The sequence below is a fragment of the Caulobacter sp. FWC26 genome (assembly GCF_002742645.2).
GTDB lineage: Bacteria > Pseudomonadota > Alphaproteobacteria > Caulobacterales > Caulobacteraceae > Caulobacter.
Map to the genome: position 1 here is coordinate 3,091,045 of NZ_CP033875.1, position 15,981 is coordinate 3,107,025.

Here is a 15,981-nt window from a genome sequence, read left to right on the forward strand (position 1 = left end):
CTAGCAGTGGGGCAAAGCGGCGCGGCGGGCAAGCTCTAGGGTCGTGGCGGCTCGACCAAAACGCCCGGCCGGCCCGCATCCAGGCCAAAGGTGACCGGCAGATGACGCACGTGCGGCGTCTGCAGGCCCAGCGCCTTGGCGCCGCGCGCGACGGCCAGCTTGCCGAGCGCGGTCGGGCCAAAGCCCTCCTGGATACGCGGATTGGCGCCGAGACGCCGCCGCAGCACGCCGTTGGCGTAGATCACATTGGCGCGCATCAGGGCCGGCGGGGTCATGAACTCGATTGAGATCGAGACATTCAGCATCGGGCCGTTCTCGATCCGATGCGGCGCGTTCTGGCGCCAGGTGACCATCTTGCCCGGCGTCAAGTCCACCTCCTGCGCACCCTTGTCCCATTCGGGATCGAAGGCGAACTGCTCAGCCGTCTCACGCAGCACGATCTTTTCCAGCGCCAGATCGCCGACATAGGGATCCGCCACGGGATAGACCCATACCTTCTTCTGGCCGCGGATCTGCCACAGCGACACCAGCGGCACATCGAGATGGTAGAAGACCTGCGCATTGGCGCTGGAGATCAGCATGCCCAGATCGCGTTTGAAGGTGCGCAGGCCAGGGACGTGCGCCTCCTTGTCGGCGAAGATCTCGTCAGCCAGGGCCGCGTACTCGGGCACATGATCGTTGGTCTGGCGCAGGTTCAGCCAGATGCGGCCGGTCTTGGCCGCCTCCAGCAATTGGTCGCCGGTCAGGTTGCCCGCCGAGCCCTTGCGCCAGGTGGTCCAGGCCTTGGGGTCCTCCCCCATGGTGAAGACGCCCAGCTTCTCGCGCGGGTAGAGGTCGAGCAGGCGCGCCAGGCCCTCGTCGTCGAACATCGGGCGCTCGTGCAGAGCGTGCTGGAACAACAGGTTCTCGCGGCCGAAGGCCTTGGCCTTTTCCGGCGTCCAGTCGGTGATCACGCTCACGCGGTCCTCCCGTAGAATTGGATCTTGAAGGGGCCCCACCAGAAGGTCTTGCCTAGGCCCCGCGCGGCGCGGTCCAGCCACTCGGCGCGGTCCTTGGCGCCCAAGCCCCATTTCAGCGCGGCGATCAGCCCGAAAAATGCGGCTTGCCCCAAACCGATGAGCATCCAGCGGGCGACCCCGAGGTTGTCCCGCGGCTGCGCGGCCGCGCAGTGAGACGATGGCCCTTGCCCATAAGCAAAGGCGCGCTGGATCGTGTAGCCCAGGTTCAGTCGCGCCGGGACGGGATCTTCCCACACCCAGGCGGCGGGCTCCCAGACGAAGCGCTTGCCCGCCGCGCCCATATGGCCGAACAGCAGATCGTCCTCGCCGCCGATATGGTTGCGCTCGGCCGCAAAGGGCGAGACCGGGTCGGGCAAGGCCGAACGCCGGATCAGGCTGTCGCCGCAGCCGTAATGGTGCGCGATGATGCCGGCCTCGGCGGGTCCAACGCGCGAGAAGAAGCGTTCCAGATAATCCCGATGCCGTGTGACATGATCCGGCGCACGGGCCTTGACCGGGCCGAACACGACATCGGCGTCATAGCGGACCTGCGCCGCCAGCAACGCCGCCAGCCAGCCGCTCGGCGCTTCCTCGTCGTCGTCGAGAAATGCGATCAAGTCGCCCGAGGCGCGCGCCATGCCGGCGTTGCGCGCGAAGGCGACCCCCGGCCGCTTCTCGTTGACATAGATGACCGGACAGGGCGCGCCCTGACTAAGCATATCGACGACAGGTTTGGCGGACGGGACCTGGTCGTTGTCAACGATCACCAACTCCAGTTCCGCGAAATCAACGCCGATCTGGCCGAACACCGAACGCGCCGCGACGGCCAGGCCGTCGGGGCGTCGCTGAGTGGGGATCATGACCGTGACGCGCGCCATCAGGCCTCCGTGTGCTCTCCGCGTCCGCGCTGCGCCCGCGCCGCCACGGCTTCGACAAAGCCGCGAACGCGGCCGGTCACCGTAAGCTCCGTGCTGGCGATGGCGTCGAGACGGCGACGAAGCTGGCCGACGGGGCCCGCGCCGTGCGCACCGGCCAAGTTCCATACGCTTTCCACCGAATGGGCCACGCAGCCCGCGACGGTGGCGGCTGTCGCCGCGCCCTCGCCGATCTGAAACGTGCGAAGACCATAGGCGCGCTTGTAGTGGTCGTGGCCCGGTCCCAGATCATAACGCGTCAGGCCCAACTCGGGCATGGCCGCAATCGCTCTGAGGAAGAAGATCTGCCCGGGAGACCATGCGGCCATCGCGGGGTTCGTCGAAGCGATCCAGGGGTGATAGGTCGCGCCCTGGCGGACGCCGAAATGCCCCCCGACCAGCAGGTCGCCGGCGTAGAGGTTGATCATCAGGCCCCGCATATCGCCGTCGCGGGTCGTGAACAGGTCGGCCATCAGTTCGCGCGTCCAATCGGCGCGCAGGAAGTCGTGGCCGCCGGTGCGCGCCAACTGATCCCGCTTCCAGTCGATCAGCAGGTTGAAGGCGTCTCGGGACATGTCACCGACCACCAGGCGAACCGCGCCGACCTCACGGTCCAGCTTGTTGTCGAGGCGACGATAGTTCTTGATCTTCTTCGGGCTCTCGGCGCGCACGGCCTCGAGATAGGCCTCGGCGGTCGTCCCCTTCAGGTCGATCAGATAGGCTGTGCGATCGGTCTCCGGCGAAGTTGGGAATACGCCATGAGGATCAATCAGGCCTGAATAACGGAAAACGCTGACCTCGGCGGCGCGCAACACATCGGCGACCCGCAGTCCCGTACCGGGACGGGAGACGAGGCCATGATAGTCCGAGAGCGGCGACCCGATCGGCCGCGCCAGACCGCCGGGGCGGCGATGAAATGGCAGGAAGCCGATGGTTTCTCCGGCACGGCGGACGATGGCGACACGTGCGTCTTCACGAACCTTTCCAACGGCTTGTGCGAACTCGGGGCCGAGCAGAGGGTTAGCGAAGCCGTCTTCGTCTGCGGCAAAGCTCCGCCACAGCGCCGCATCGGCAGCGCTCAACAGGCTCGGATGAAGGGTCTCGACGGTCAGCATATCCACCTGTCCTACCCCGGAGCGGGTTAGGGAAAGATGGATTGCGCCTGCAATCGACGCGCCATGTGTCGGCTCATAGACGCGAAATGGGGATCAGCCGAAGGTAGCCTTCAGGATTTTTTCCAGCCACAGCTGGTCGACGTCATCAAAGGCGGCGGGCCGATCGGAGTCCACATCGAAGACGGCGATCAGCTTGCCGTCGGCTCCAAAGACCGGCACGACGATCTCGCTTTGCGAGCGGCCATCACAGGCGATGTGGCCAGGGAAAGCATGCACATCGGGCACGAGTTGGGTCTCGCCCGTAGCTGCGGCCGCACCGCAGACTCCGCGCCCGAAGGCGATGCGCAGGCATCCCAAGGTGCCCTGATAGGGACCCACCACCAGCTCCCGTTCCTTGGCGGGATCCACGACGTAGAAGCCGGCCCAGAAATAGGTGTCAAAGCTGTTGGCGAGCATCGAGGCGACGGTGGCCATGCGGGCGGTCAGGTTCGTCTCGCCGTCCAGAACGGCTGCGATCTCATCGGCCACCTCGGCGTAGCGTGAAGCCTTGTCGGCGGAAAGGGTGAGGTCGTTGAATGCTTCGGCCATGGCGCGGATATAGCGCGGCCGAGACCAGATGTCAGAGGGCGTCCGCGATTTCTCAGGGCGCAGTCTTGGCCGCCCGCCGGGCCAGCTCCTCCGCGAACTCGGCGTCGCTGATCGGACGCCGGGCGACCAGCAGACTGCATTCGACATCGTCGACGATGTACGCCCCCGAAGGGCCATTCCACCAGCGCTCAAGAAAGCTGCGGCGGCGATGTCCAAGGACCACGAGATCGGCCGAAACCTCGCGCGCGAAGGCGCTGATCGTGTTAGCCGGATCACCACGCAGCACATGGCCCGTCGCGGTCAGGCCCAGGCTACGAAGCTTCTCCAGGCCATCCTGGACCAACTCGTGGCTGGCGGCGATGATGTGCTCGGCCGCGCCAGGCTGCGCGCCCTCGGCCAGGGCGAGGCCCTTGCTTTCAGGCAGCACGCACAGGAGCCAGACGGTCGATTGATAGCGACAGGCTAGCAGAGCCCCCTCCCGCAGGGCGGTTCTGGCTTCACGACTGCCATCGAAGGCCAAAACGATCTTCTCGTACACGCGCATCCCCCCAAGGCCCTGGAGCCGTCCGGCCACAGGTTCGACCGCCGCGACGCTTCGCTCAAGCCCTATCGCAACCGCCTGTGGATCGCCGTCGCAGCGCTCTTTCGCTCCCCTCGCGAATCCCGCGACGGTCCGCGGGAAGTCAGCAACCCGAGCGCCGGCTCGGACAGTTCAAAGGGGGGTATGATGGCGGACGGATCGCGGGCATTCAGCGAGGCGGACCTTCGCTTTGTGAGCCTGTACCACCACGACGGCCGGTTTGTTCGCCGCGAAGGCGCCTTTGCCTTCTGCCGTCGCGACGCCGACGGCGGACGCACCGTCCTGCACCTGGAGTCGGCCGCCGATATCAGCCGCGCCGCCACCCCAGGTCACGCCCACTGGGATTGGGCCGTCGCCAACGGCATGAACGAGCTGCTGGTCAGCGTCCGCGAGGCCGAGCGGGCCGACGCTGGAATCGCGCTATCGGATCTGCGGTTCGCGCTGCGCTCGGTCTAGAATTCTTCCCATTCGCCCGGGCGCTCGGCCGGCGTCACCTTCAGCGCGTTCGCGCCTTGAACGTAACGCTGGCGGAAGGTTTCACGGACCGGCGCCGCCGTCGGACGCTGGACCGAGACCGGGCGGCGCTGGGGCAACTCACGGACCTCCGCGCCGACCTGGAAGCGGGCGATCAGGCGCTCAAGCTGGGCGGCCTCGTTGGATAGCGCGTGGCTCGCGGCGGTCGATTGCTCGACCATGGCGGCGTTTTGCTGAGTGACCTGATCCATCTGGTTCACGGCTTGGTTCACTTCGGCCAGGCCCACGGCCTGCTCTCTGGAAGACGCCGCGATCTCTCCGACCAATTCGTTGATTTCGGAGACCTGGGTCAGGATCTCGCGCAGCGTCTCGCCGGTCTCGCCCACCAGCTTCACGCCCTTGCCGACCTGCTGGGTCGAGGCGCTGATCAAGCCCTTGATTTCCTTGGCGGCGTCAGCCGAACGCTGCGCCAGGGCCCGCACTTCCTGGGCGACGACCGCAAAGCCCCGCCCGGCATCGCCCGCCCGGGCGGCCTCCACCCCGGCGTTGAGGGCCAGCAGATTGGTCTGGAAGGCGATCTCGTCGATGACGCCGATGATCTGAGTGATCGACTGCGAGGAGCGCTCGATGCCGCCCATCGCCTGGACCGCCTCCTCGACCACCGCGCCGCTACGCTCGGCGGCGGCCTTGGCGGTCATGGTCACTTGCCGGGCGCGTTCGGCGCCTTCGGAGCTGCGACGCACCGTAGCCGTGATCTGGTCCAGCGCGGCGGCGGTCTGCTCCAGGCCGGCGGCTTGCCGTTCGGTTCGCTGGGCGAGGTCATCCGCCGCGATGCTGATCTCGGCACAGCCGCTCTTGATGCTGCGCGCGGCGTCGAGAATGCCGGCCATGGTCGCCTGCAGACTTTCCACCGCCGCGTTGAAGTCGCGTGGCATCTTCACCGCGTCGCCTTGGAACTCGTCCTCGCGCATCCGCCAGATCAGGTCGCCGTCCGCCAGGCGCTCCATCCCCTCGCCGAGACTGGCGACGGCCTTGGCCTGGGCGCGCGCGAAGGCTTCCGCCTCTTCGGCGTGCCTCTGGCGCTCGGCCTCGGCGACAGCGCGTTCGGCCTCCTGCTCGGCGCGACGGCGTTGACCATCGGCCAGATCATGCCGGAAACCATCGAGGGCGCGCGCGATCGCGCCAATCTCGTCGCCTCCGTCGACACCAGGCACCGCCTCATCATAGCGCCCGGCGCTGAGGCGATCGACGGATCGCGTCAAGCCGGACAGCGGGGTCTTCACTAAGGTCACGCTGGCCAGGAACAGGGCCGCCAGGACGCTGATCGTGATCAGAACACCGCCTGCCATCAGGAACTTGGCCAGACGATCAGCAGGTCCGGTGATGGCGGCGACCGGAACATCCATGACCAGGGCCCAGCGCGCGTTCAGGTCTGGGATGGCGATAGGACGAACCAGCCGGATCATCGCCTCGTCGCCGACCTTTACGCCCTCGATCTCGATAGCCTCACCGCCGGCGAGCACCCCATGCACGCCGTCCGCATTGGCGTCCGCATACGGTTTCAGGCGTTGATTCACGTCGGGATGCGCAACCCATTGGCCGCCAGCCGACACCAGCATCACGCGACCACCGCCCAGCGGCCGCATCTTGCCCAGGACCTGCGATAGATTGTCGAGCGACATGTCGAGGCCCGCGACGCCAATCAGCTTGCCGCCCGACATCACCGGATAGGCGACCGAGGTCATGGCGACCTGCCCCCCCTTGATCGATTCAAGGTAAGGCTCGACCAAGCTGGACTGACCGCGCTTGGCGACGCCGGTGTAGTAGTCCTGTTGGAAGTCGCTGCCGTCGGTTTCGAGCTCCAGGGTCGGCGCGCCGTTGTCGTTCACCCAGTAAACCGAAAAGCGGCCGTCCTTGTTCGACGCCGTGGCGCTGTCGCCCACGTGCTCGGCGTCCTTGCCATCCAGAGCGTTGGGTTCGGCCATGAACCAGGCGCCCATCACGCTTTTGGTGGCCAGGACATTGGGCTTGACGATGGCCATGTACTTGTCGCGATCGACCAACCCGGCCTCATGCGCGGAAGCGATGGAACCGCTCATGGCGCGCGTGGCGGCTGCGGCCGCGTCGATGTCGGCCCGGACCTTGTCGATCGCCTCCTCGCTCACCGCGTCCGCATATTGGTTGGACAGCTTGGACACGATCGTGCCCGTGTGACTCGAGACGGCCACGGCGGCCGCGACGAGGAGGACGCCGATCGCCAAGCCCGCAACCAGGATAAGTTTCCAGGCGATGGTCAATCGACGGAACGCAGTCATGACAAGGATCTCCGGCCGCGAGCTTGCTGTTTAAGCTCCACTTCGCGGCGGAAACCCTAAAGGCGCGTTAACCACGTTTCGGGAATGCGCCACCGCGACATTAGCGCGCACCCTGCGCCCCCACCTTACCGCGAGTAGCGCGCCCTGACCGGCGCATAGTTGTCCCAGACCTGTCCGTCGGTGACCGATCGCAGGAGCTTGATGTACTCGGCATGGCTCCACGCCAAGGGAGTGGCCGAATCGGTCCCCTCGCCTCGGACATAGCCGTGAGGGCTCTCGGCTCCGACGCCGTCCCAAACCTGCTCCGGGATCATCAGCCCCTCGTTGGCGAACAGCTCCATCGCCTTGACGTAGGTCTGACGGATCTTGTTCACGGCGGCGGGATCGGGCTTGCCCGAGAGGCCCGCCAGCGCGAGCTCATAGTGGCCGCGCTCGCCGGTGAAGATCGGCCACACGCGTCCCCTCTGCCCGGGACGCATCTGGTTATCGGCGCCGTAGTTTGCGCCGGTCTTGGTGTCCTCGCCGTAGCCGTCGACGCCGTAGCGACGCCAGCCTGGGAAGCTCCCTTCCACGCCGGGGAACTTGAAGCTGTAGCGGACGCGGTAGAGATCCTCGAGCGACTCGTCGTCCAACTCAGGCAGACTGGCCACGATCGCCGGATCGTCAGCGCGGCGAACCCCGTAGCGCACCAGCTCCAGGAAGCCGGCGTCCAGCATCTTGTCCTCGGCCACAGGCTCCTGGCCGTTACGCGCCTCGACCGGGCTCTTGTTGTTTGGATCCTGGTCGCTGTTCAGGCGCAGATAGTAGTGGCCGTCGCCGAACGCGCCCTTCGTCGTGACCATCCGGGTCTCGAGCTTGCCGGCGTAGTCGTCGGCGGTCTTGCGATAGAGCTCAGCCGAGCCCGTATCGCCGGCGGCGTCAGCGATGTCGCCGGCGACCACCAGACCCGCGATCACCGCAGCGGTTGTCGAGGGCGAATATCCCCCCTGCTCTTCCCAGCGCTCTTGTTGGGTAAAGGGCGGCGTGATGGTCGCGGTGTTCCAATCCAGATGGACCTTGCCGCCCTTGACCAAGAAATCGGCTGCCGGCTTCAGCATCTGGCCGTACAACGCCTTCAGTTCGGCGTCCGACAGCCAGCCCAGTTTCCAGAGCTTCCAGCCCAGCATGATCGGCATGGCCGTCTGGTCAAGCTGGACACCGACCCACTCGGGCGTTCCGTCGACGTGTGACTTTTGCAGGAACCAGCCGCCGTCGCCCTTGTTGCCCGGCGTCTTGGGCCCGACCTGGACCGTCGGCAGATAGTGGAAGGCCGCCAACGGCGTCACCTTGTCGCCCAGGGCCGCCAGCGCCATGGCGCACTGATAGAAATCCCGCGGCCAGACCGCCTTGTAGCCGGTCGACGACTTGGTGGCGTCCACCGTGTCGCCCCAGGGGTTGGACAGCGAGGCGATCAACGCGCCGGCATAGGTGCGGTCTTCTTGCACCTTGAGCATCAGGGCGCTGGCCTGCAGCAGCTTGCCGCCGTCCTCGGACGCTTCGCGCAGGCGCGACAGCTCGCTCAGCGAGGCCAGATAGTCCTCCCAGCCCACATGCGCGCCCTCGCCGTTGTATCGCGCCAAGACTTCGGCGTAGCCGGTCTTCAGCGTGGCGGCGGCGGCCTGGTCGGCGGCCTTGGCGTCAGCGCCGAAGCCGATCACCACGTCAAAGGTCTCGGACTTGGCGACCTTGGGCAGTTGTCCGGTCAAGACGATCGCCCCCTTGGCCGAGGTCGTGGTCGCCTTCAACGCGGCCAAAGCATCGCCATCCTTCAGCACGCTGGCCGAGGCCTTTGCGAAGGGCTTGCTGGCCTTGAGGCTGAGGAAGGCCTTGCCCTCGCTCGCCGTCAGCGCCGAGGTCGAGGCCGCGCCGAGGTCGCCGCCGCCAGTATTGGCCATGTGCGGCTCCAGCAGCAGGGTCGGCGTCACCGCGCCCTTCAGGGCCGTCACCGTCACGCGCACGAACAAGGCGTTGCGGTCCGGATCCGTGAAGATCCGCTTCTCGATGACGAAGCGTCCTTGGCGGTCGGTGGTGGTGATCTTGTAGGCGGGCGACAGCGGTCGACCGGCGGCGTCGACGTGCAGATATTCGGTCTTCGAGGTCGTGTCCGCCCCCTCGACAGCCACGCCCGTCGCGGTCGCGACGGCGACGCGCATCTGCTTGATCTGGGCCTCATGGATCAGGCCGTACATGGTCTCGGTGAGGACGCCGTCGGCGATCGAGAACCAGACCTTGGACACCGCCCCGGTCTTGCCGCCCGCCTTGTAGGCGCCATCGACATAGGCCTCGTAGGACGCGCCGACGCCAGTCTTGGCGGAATAGGCCCAGGTAGTGGGCGCGGCTTGGGCGGCGGTGGCGATCGCCGTCGCGGCCGAGACCAGGGCGAAGGCTTTGAACGTGCGCATGGCGAGGACCTCGTCAGGCTTGAAGGGAAAGGATCAGGCGGGCGCACCGGCGACGCGGTCACGGACCAGGAAGGTCGCGGCGGCGGCCAGCGCGAAGGACACGGCGCCCAGGACGAGCGCGAAGATCGGTTGATTGCCAAAGAAGGTCTTGAGCAGCAGGCCCAGCAACGTCGCCGCGAGCAACTGCGGGATGACGATGAAGACGTTGAAGATGCCCATGTAGACGCCCATCTTCCCGGCCGGTAGCGCCCCGGCGAGGATGGAGTACGGCGCTGACAGGATCGAGCTCCAGGCGAAGCCGACCCCGACCATGCCGATCAGCAGCCACTTGGGGTCGCGGATCACCAGGAACGACAGCAGACCCAGGGCGCCCAGGCACAGGCACACCGCATGGCTGACCCGACGGTTGGTGAGCCGAACCATCAGGGGGATCACCAGGGCGGCGATCGCCGCTACCCCGTTGTAGACCGCGAACAATACGCCGACCCAATCGGCGCCCTCGTTGTAAGCCTTAGAGGAAGCGTCGACAGCGCCGAAGTGGACCGCCGCCACGGCGGGCGTGGTGTAGATCCACATGGCGAATAGCCCAAACCAGGAGAAGAACTGCACCATCGCCAGTTGGCGCATGGTCTTGGGCATCCGGAAAAAGTCGGCGAGGACTTCTGAGAAGCCGTTATCGGTGCGCCCGATCCGCTTGAAGCGCGCGCCCGCCACGCCTGCGCCGCCAAAGACAAGCAGCAGCGCGGCTAGGACATAGAGCTCCTTCTCCAGCCCGACGCCCCAGACTACCAGCGCCAGGATCGCGCCCAGCAGAACGCCGCCGACACCCAGGGCGATATAGGCGTTGACCGAAGGCTCCGGCGCCTCGTGCGGTCCAAGGCCGGCGACCTCGCGCTCCGCCGTCTCGAACGCTTTGAGCTGCTCGGGGCTGTACTCGCGGGTAGTGAACACCGTCCACAGCACCGCCAGCAGGAGGCCCGCCCCGCCGGTGTAGAAGGCGATCCGCACCGAGTCCGGCACCTGGCCGGCGGGCGCGGTGTTGGCCACGTCGAACCAATTGGTCAGCATCCAGGGCAAGGCCGAGGCGAACACCGCGCCCAGCCCAATGAAGAAGCTCTGCATCGCATAGCCGGTGGCGCGCTGCTCGTCGGGCAGGTTGTCGCCGACAAAGGCGCGGAACGGCTCCATGGTGATGTTGATCGAGGCGTCCATGATCCACAGCGCCGCGGCCGCCACCCACAGCGTGGGCGAATTGGGCATGACCAGCAGCGCCAGGGTGGTCAGGATCGCGCCCCAGAAGAAGTAGGGTCGGCGACGCCCGAAACGCCCCCAGGTCTTGTCGCTGAAATGGCCGATGATCGGCTGGACCAGCAGGCCGGTCGCCGGCGCGGCGATCCACAGGATCGCCAAGTGGTTCACATCCACGCCGAGAGACTGGAAGATGCGGCTGGTGTTGGCGTTCTGCAGGCCGAAACCGATCTGGATTCCGAAGAAACCAAAGCACATGTTCCAGATCTGCAGGAAACTCAGCCTCTGCCTGGCCATCGGTCCTCCGCCGCCCCGACCGCCGGTTAACCCGGCTGGTTCGCAAAATTTTTCATTGCGCTTTGCAGGCGACATTTGCGCACGCACCGGCGCCGCGCGCAACGCCAAATGCATGACTGATTGAGCGATTCCGATCTTTGGAGCTTCTCTCGACGCATCACCCGGCCCACAGCGCCAGCGGAAGCCCGTGACCATTTGCAAGAGTTTTCAATGTCGATTTTCGACTTGGGGTCACTGCGGCCCGCTTGCAAACACCGTCGAAGCGCGTCTTATGGGGTCCTGAAAATTTTTGCAGAAACCTTTGCATTAGGGGCGAGTTCGGAGTGAGCAAGGGCGCGACGCGACTGGAAGACCTGGCCAAGCTGGCCGGCGTTTCGATCTCCACCGCTTCACGCGCGCTCAATGACAGCCCGGCGGTCAACAAGCGCACCAAGCAGCTGATCTGGAAGCTGGCGCGCGAGATGGATTACCCCTTCCGGCGATACATGCCGGCCGGTCCGATCGGCGCGGAAGCGACCATCGCCCTCGTCACCCCCCGTCCGCAGGGGCGGGGCAGCAGCATGTCGGATCCGTTCTTCCTCGAACTCCTGGCCGGCGTCGGCGAGGCGGCGCGCGAGCGCGGCTGCGACGTGATCCTGTCCCACATCGCGCCCACCAACTTCGACGACCTCTCGGAGGCCATGACCACCAGTCGGGCCGAAGGCGTGATCTTCCTGGGCCAAAGCTCGCTGCACGCCGCGTTCAATCGCCTGGCCGAGACCGAAAACCGCTTCGTCGTCTGGGGCGCGCAATTGCCGGACCAGAACTATTGCTCGGTGGGGTCCGACAATCTGATGGGCGGACGCCGCGCGACGCTTCACCTGCAGCGTCTGGGCCGCAAGCGCATCGTCTTCCTGGGCGACACCGAGGCGCCCGAAGCCATGCAGCGTCATCGCGGCTATCTCGACGCCTTGGAGCACGCCAAGCTGGGCGTTGATCCCGACCTGATCGTGCCGGCCCACTTCGAGGTCGAGTCGGCCGAGGCGGCGGTCGACAGCCTGATCCACAACGGCGTCACCTTCGACGGCGTGGTCGCGGCTTCGGACCTGATCGCCCTGGGCGCGATCCGCGCGCTGAAGCATGCCGGGCTCTCGGTTCCGGGCGACGTCTCGGTGATGGGCTTCGACAACGTGCCCTTCAGCCGCTACGCCAGCCCGGCCCTGTCGACCATCGCCCAGGACACCGCCAAAGCGGGACGACTGATGGTCTCAAAGCTGCTCGACAGCGGCGAACGCGCCAGTCGCTCTGAGCGCGTGCCGACAGACTTGATCATCCGCGAGAGCTGCGGCGGCTAGCCGCGTCGGGCGATCAGCCCCGCGCAAACCGGCATTTCGCCCTCGGCCTCCAGGTTGACGCCATCGACCAGCGTCCAGCCGTCCGGCAGCGACCAGGCGACCGGCTCAAAACCGAGGTTAAAGGCCAGAAGCAAGGCGTCCGCGCCTTCGCCGCGCTGCAAGATCAGCAGCGGTGTGTTGCTGTCGAGGAAGCGGATCGCGCCGGTGCGCAACGCCGGGTAGGCGCGACGCAGAGCGATTAGTCGGCGGGCGACGTGCAGAGTGGACGCCGGGTCGACCTCCTGGGCGTCGACCGCCAGCGGCAAATGCTCGGGGTCTACCGGCAGCCAGGGCTCGACGCCTGAGAAGCCGGCGTTGAGCGCGCCGGCCACCCACGGCATCGGGGTGCGGGCCCCATCGCGCCCGAGGGTCTGAGGCCAGTTAGCGATAGCTTCAGGGTCCTGCAGCCGCTCGAACGGGACGTTTGCCTGCGGCAGGCCTAGCTCCTCGCCCTGATAGACGAAGACATTGCCGCGCAAGCCCATCAGCAGCAGCAGGCACATCTCGGCGAAGGCCTTGCGGTCGCGCCCCTCGGCCCAACGCGACACTGCGCGTGGGGCGTCGTGGTTCGAGAAGGTCCAGGACGGCCAGCCCTCGCCGTCCGCGCCCGGCCATTGCGCCGCGCTTTCCATGACACGCTCGGCGTCCAGCTGATCAGCGTAGAGATAGTTGAAACCGTACGCGCTGTTCAGACGGTCGCTCCCCGCCGTGAACTGCTTCATCTCGCGCTCGGCGTGGTCGCCACCAACCTCGGCTACGGAGAACCGCCCGCCCGCCGCGTCGGTCAGGGCCCTCAGGCGGCTGAGGAACTTCGGGATATCGGCGTGGCTCTGGTTGTGGATCTTGTCCTGGAAGTCGAACGGCCGCGTGCGCTTGCCGCCCGGCGGCAGGGGCGGATTATCGGTCAGCTTCGGATCGTGCATCGAAAAGTTGATGGCGTCGAAGCGGAAACCGTCCACGCCCCGATCGATCCAGAACTGGGTGACGGCCAACAGGGCTTCCTGCACCGCCGGATTGTGCAGGTTCAGCTGCGGTTGGCTGCTGAGGAAGTTGTGCATGTAGTACTGGCCGCGGCGGGCGTCCCAGGTCCATGCGGGACCGCCAAACACCGACTGCCAATTGCTGGGCGGGCTGCCGTCGGGCTTGGCGTCGGCCCAGACGAACCAGTCGGCCTTGGCGTTGGTCCGGTCCTGGCGGCTCTCTGCGAACCAGGGGTGCTCGTCCGAGGTGTGCGAGAACACAAGATCGATGATGATCTTCAGGTCGAGGTCATGGGCCCGCGCGATCAGGGCGTCGAAATCCGCCAGGGTCCCGAAGATCGGATCGACGTCACAATAGTCCGAGACGTCGTAGCCGAAGTCCTTCATCGGCGACTTGAAGAACGGCGACAGCCACACGCCCTCGACGCCCAGCGAGGCGATGTGGTCGAGGTACGCGGTGATCCCCGGCAGGTCGCCGACACCGTCGCCGTTCGCGTCGGCGAAGCTGCGCGGATAGACCTGATAGATCACCGCGCCGCGCCACCATTCGGCGTTCATCGACGTCTCCACATCGGGGCGTTCTAAAACCTGCACTGTCACGATCGTCCCTCGGAAACGCAAATCATGTAGTCGAACGGCGCCAGTTCGACGCTGTAGCTGCCCGGCGCCGCCGCGCTTGAGACGCAGGCGCCCTGCAGGCTCTTCCAAGCCGCAGACCCCATCTCGACCGGCACACGCGCCTTGATCGGCTTGTCGCTCGTATTGAAGACGGCCAGCACCTCGGTTCCCGCCATTCGCCGCGAGAAGGCCAACAGGCCGGGCTTGCCCTCGGCGACCCGCGTCACCTGCACCCCTTCGCGCAGGGCGGGCGTCGTCGCCCGCAGTTTCGCGAGCGCCGCGATGCGACGGTAGAGCACGCCATCGGCCTGGAACGCCGGCCTGGCGCCCGTGGCCGCCGAGCCAACCAGGCGGTTGTCGTTGTAGCTGGCCACCTGGCTCGGGAACATGTCCTCACGGCTGTCGGCGTAGTCGCCATCGCCGGTGAAGCCCTGCTCGTCGCCATAGTAGATCGTCGGCACGCCGCGCGCCGTCAGCATGATGGCGTTGGCCAGGGTGACCCGCGCCAAAAGCTCGTCATCGCCGATGTTCGGGTGGGCCTTCAGCACGAAGTGACCGATGCGGCCCATGTCGTGATTGCCCAGGAAGGTCGGCAACTGGCGCGCCGTGGCCTCGCCGCCCTCATAGACAGCGTCGCCGGCGAAGACGCTGGCCAGTCGGTCGGGTCCCGTTCTGCCCGTGACGACATCTGTCACCGCCGCCTGGAAGGCGAAGTCCAGCACCGCCGGCAGCTTGTCGACCTTCACATGCCGCGCCAGCGTGGCGACGTCAGAATCGAAGACCTCGCCGAAGATGTGGAAGTTCGGGATACCTCGGGCCTTGGCGCGCGCCAGCATGGCCGGAACGAAGGCCTGCCAGAACTCCGGGTTCACATGGCGAGCGGTGTCGATGCGGTAGCCGTCGATCCCGAACTCATCGATCCACCGGCCATAGACCTCGATGAAGCCCTCGACCACGCGCGGGTGCTCGGTGAACACGTCATCCAAGGTCGCGAAATCGCCCAGCAGCGAGCTCTCGCCGGCGAAGGTGCTGTCGCCGCGGTTGTGATAGTAGATGGGATCGTTCAGCCAGGCCGGCGCCTTCGCGCGCTCCTGGCCGGCAGGGACATAGGGGGTATAGGCCCAGTCCGCGCGTTTGAGCTTGCCGAAATCCTTGCCGTCAAAGCCGTCATTGATCGGCGCACCGTCGACCCCGCCATGGCGGACGTAGGGATAGTCCGCGACGCCGCGATAAGCGCAACGGCCGTCCGGGCATTCCTTGTACTGGATGACGTCGGCCGTGTGGTTCACGACAATGTCCATATAAACCTTCATGCCGCGCGCATGGGCGGCGTCAACCAGGGCCTTGAAGTCGGCCTTGGTTCCCAGATGCGGATCAACGTCGGTGAAGTCGGTGATCCAGTAGCCGTGGTGCGCGGCGGACTCCTGGCCGGGCGGTCCTTGCACGGCCCGGTTCACGAAGATCGGCGCCAGCCAAAGGGCCGTCGCGCCCAGTCCCTGAGTGTAGTCGAGCCGGCGCGTCACGCCCTTGAGGTCGCCGCCGTGATAAAAGCCCGCTCGCGTGGGGTCGAAACCGTCGACCAGGGTCCCTCGCGCGGGGCCGCCGTGGTCATTGGTCGCGTCGCCATTCTCGAAACGATCGGGCAAGACGAAGTAGATCACCTCGTCTTGAGGCTTGCGTTGCAGATACGAAGCCGGAGCAGCCGCTGCGCTCTCACCAAGCGCGCTCATGGCCGTCATGGCCAGCAGCATCCGCCGCCAGGGCGTCAAGGCCGACATCGCTCCCCTCCCTCAATGCGCAGCGCGACTTGTGGCCGGCATTGCAATTCTTTGCAAGAATTTGCAGTCGCATTGGCAAGCTGTCAATCCGTCAACTTGAGGGCTTTTGCGACCCTTCCCGCCAAAACCGATCATCAAATGTGCAGCAAATCGGCCACATCATCCCCACTTCCGGGAGCCCAGGGGCTCCAGGCGATCTGCGTTTGCATTTTTTGGGTTGATTACGGACCGTTAATTTGCAGTATTTTGCGACAACGGCCCG

12 protein-coding genes are annotated in these 15,981 nt (G+C 66.2%); 2 read left to right on the forward strand and 10 right to left on the reverse strand.

The window, feature by feature from the left end; all coding sequences use genetic code 11:
* Positions 1 to 35 precede the first annotated feature (35 nt).
* The 5 genes from CSW63_RS16320 to CSW63_RS16340 form a co-directional block, all read right to left on the reverse strand.
* Positions 36 to 1,070: a hypothetical protein gene (locus CSW63_RS16320; RefSeq protein ID WP_127846989.1), complete on the reverse strand. Its 1,035-nt coding sequence runs from the start codon at positions 1,068 to 1,070 to the stop codon at positions 36 to 38.
* Positions 956 to 1,876 carry a glycosyltransferase family 2 protein gene (locus CSW63_RS16325; protein WP_062095553.1) on the reverse strand — a complete coding sequence of 307 codons (921 nt, stop codon included), beginning with the start codon at positions 1,874 to 1,876 and terminating at the stop codon, positions 956 to 958. The genes CSW63_RS16320 and CSW63_RS16325 overlap by 115 nt, the downstream gene beginning before the upstream one ends.
* Positions 1,876 to 3,027: a GNAT family N-acetyltransferase gene (locus CSW63_RS16330; protein ID WP_062095556.1), complete on the reverse strand. Its 1,152-nt coding sequence runs from the start codon at positions 3,025 to 3,027 to the stop codon at positions 1,876 to 1,878. The genes CSW63_RS16325 and CSW63_RS16330 overlap by 1 nt, the downstream gene beginning before the upstream one ends.
* Before the next feature lie 93 nt (positions 3,028 to 3,120).
* On the reverse strand, positions 3,121 to 3,615 hold the full coding sequence (locus CSW63_RS16335) for a GAF domain-containing protein (protein WP_062095558.1): 495 nt from the start codon (positions 3,613 to 3,615) through the stop codon (positions 3,121 to 3,123).
* 52 nt (positions 3,616 to 3,667) lie between these two features.
* The gene (locus CSW63_RS16340) at positions 3,668 to 4,153 is read right to left on the reverse strand and encodes a universal stress protein (protein WP_062095585.1); all 486 of its coding nucleotides are present in this window, start codon (positions 4,151 to 4,153) and stop codon (positions 3,668 to 3,670) included.
* A gap of 186 nt (positions 4,154 to 4,339) precedes the next feature.
* Here CSW63_RS16340 and CSW63_RS16345 point away from each other — a divergent pair, with 186 nt between their 5' ends.
* The gene (locus CSW63_RS16345) at positions 4,340 to 4,651 is read left to right on the forward strand and encodes a hypothetical protein (RefSeq protein WP_062095561.1); all 312 of its coding nucleotides are present in this window, start codon (positions 4,340 to 4,342) and stop codon (positions 4,649 to 4,651) included.
* Here the strand turns inward: CSW63_RS16345 and CSW63_RS16350 are convergent.
* The 3 genes from CSW63_RS16350 to CSW63_RS16360 form a co-directional block, all read right to left on the reverse strand.
* On the reverse strand, positions 4,648 to 6,984 hold the full coding sequence (locus CSW63_RS16350; protein WP_062095563.1) for a methyl-accepting chemotaxis protein: 2,337 nt from the start codon (positions 6,982 to 6,984) through the stop codon (positions 4,648 to 4,650). The genes CSW63_RS16345 and CSW63_RS16350 overlap by 4 nt on opposite strands.
* Positions 6,985 to 7,109: 125 nt before the next feature.
* Positions 7,110 to 9,425, reverse strand: coding sequence for a glucan 1,4-alpha-glucosidase (locus CSW63_RS16355; protein WP_062095565.1), 2,316 nt, complete (start codon positions 9,423 to 9,425; stop codon positions 7,110 to 7,112).
* A gap of 33 nt (positions 9,426 to 9,458) precedes the next feature.
* The gene (locus tag CSW63_RS16360) at positions 9,459 to 10,970 is read right to left on the reverse strand and encodes an MFS transporter (RefSeq protein WP_168193674.1); all 1,512 of its coding nucleotides are present in this window, start codon (positions 10,968 to 10,970) and stop codon (positions 9,459 to 9,461) included.
* A gap of 245 nt (positions 10,971 to 11,215) precedes the next feature.
* On the opposite strand from CSW63_RS16360, the gene CSW63_RS16365 reads away from it, so the two are divergent.
* Positions 11,216 to 12,304, forward strand: a complete 1,089-nt coding sequence (locus CSW63_RS16365; protein WP_082749443.1) for a LacI family DNA-binding transcriptional regulator — start codon at positions 11,216 to 11,218, stop codon at positions 12,302 to 12,304.
* On the opposite strand, the gene CSW63_RS16370 is transcribed toward CSW63_RS16365, so the two are convergent.
* Both CSW63_RS16370 and CSW63_RS16375 read right to left on the reverse strand, forming a co-directional pair.
* Positions 12,301 to 13,944, reverse strand: a complete 1,644-nt coding sequence (locus CSW63_RS16370; protein ID WP_168193675.1) for an alpha-amylase family glycosyl hydrolase — start codon at positions 13,942 to 13,944, stop codon at positions 12,301 to 12,303. The two genes, CSW63_RS16365 and CSW63_RS16370, sit on opposite strands and share 4 nt — an antisense overlap.
* The gene (locus CSW63_RS16375) at positions 13,920 to 15,719 is read right to left on the reverse strand and encodes an alpha-amylase family glycosyl hydrolase (RefSeq protein ID WP_099503253.1); all 1,800 of its coding nucleotides are present in this window, start codon (positions 15,717 to 15,719) and stop codon (positions 13,920 to 13,922) included. Before CSW63_RS16375 ends, CSW63_RS16370 begins: the two co-directional genes overlap by 25 nt.
* Positions 15,720 to 15,981: the final 262 nt, after the last annotated feature.

What these genes read in the sequence shown, in the direction of transcription:
- CSW63_RS16320 (WP_127846989.1), bottom strand. Translation starts at nt 1,070, where the DNA reads ATGGGGCTTGGGCGCCAAGGACCGCGCCGAGTGGCTGGACCGCGCCGC.
- CSW63_RS16325 (WP_062095553.1), bottom strand. Translation starts at nt 1,876, where the DNA reads ATGGCGCGCGTCACGGTCATGATCCCCACTCAGCGACGCCCCGACGGC.
- CSW63_RS16330 (WP_062095556.1), bottom strand. Translation starts at nt 3,027, where the DNA reads ATGCTGACCGTCGAGACCCTTCATCCGAGCCTGTTGAGCGCTGCCGAT.
- CSW63_RS16335 (WP_062095558.1), bottom strand. Translation starts at nt 3,615, where the DNA reads ATGGCCGAAGCATTCAACGACCTCACCCTTTCCGCCGACAAGGCTTCA.
- CSW63_RS16345 (WP_062095561.1), top strand. Translation starts at nt 4,340, where the DNA reads ATGATGGCGGACGGATCGCGGGCATTCAGCGAGGCGGACCTTCGCTTT.
- CSW63_RS16350 (WP_062095563.1), bottom strand. Translation starts at nt 6,984, where the DNA reads ATGACTGCGTTCCGTCGATTGACCATCGCCTGGAAACTTATCCTGGTT.
- CSW63_RS16355 (WP_062095565.1), bottom strand. Translation starts at nt 9,425, where the DNA reads ATGCGCACGTTCAAAGCCTTCGCCCTGGTCTCGGCCGCGACGGCGATC.
- CSW63_RS16360 (WP_168193674.1), bottom strand. Translation starts at nt 10,970, where the DNA reads ATGGCCAGGCAGAGGCTGAGTTTCCTGCAGATCTGGAACATGTGCTTT.
- CSW63_RS16375 (WP_099503253.1), bottom strand. Translation starts at nt 15,719, where the DNA reads ATGTCGGCCTTGACGCCCTGGCGGCGGATGCTGCTGGCCATGACGGCC.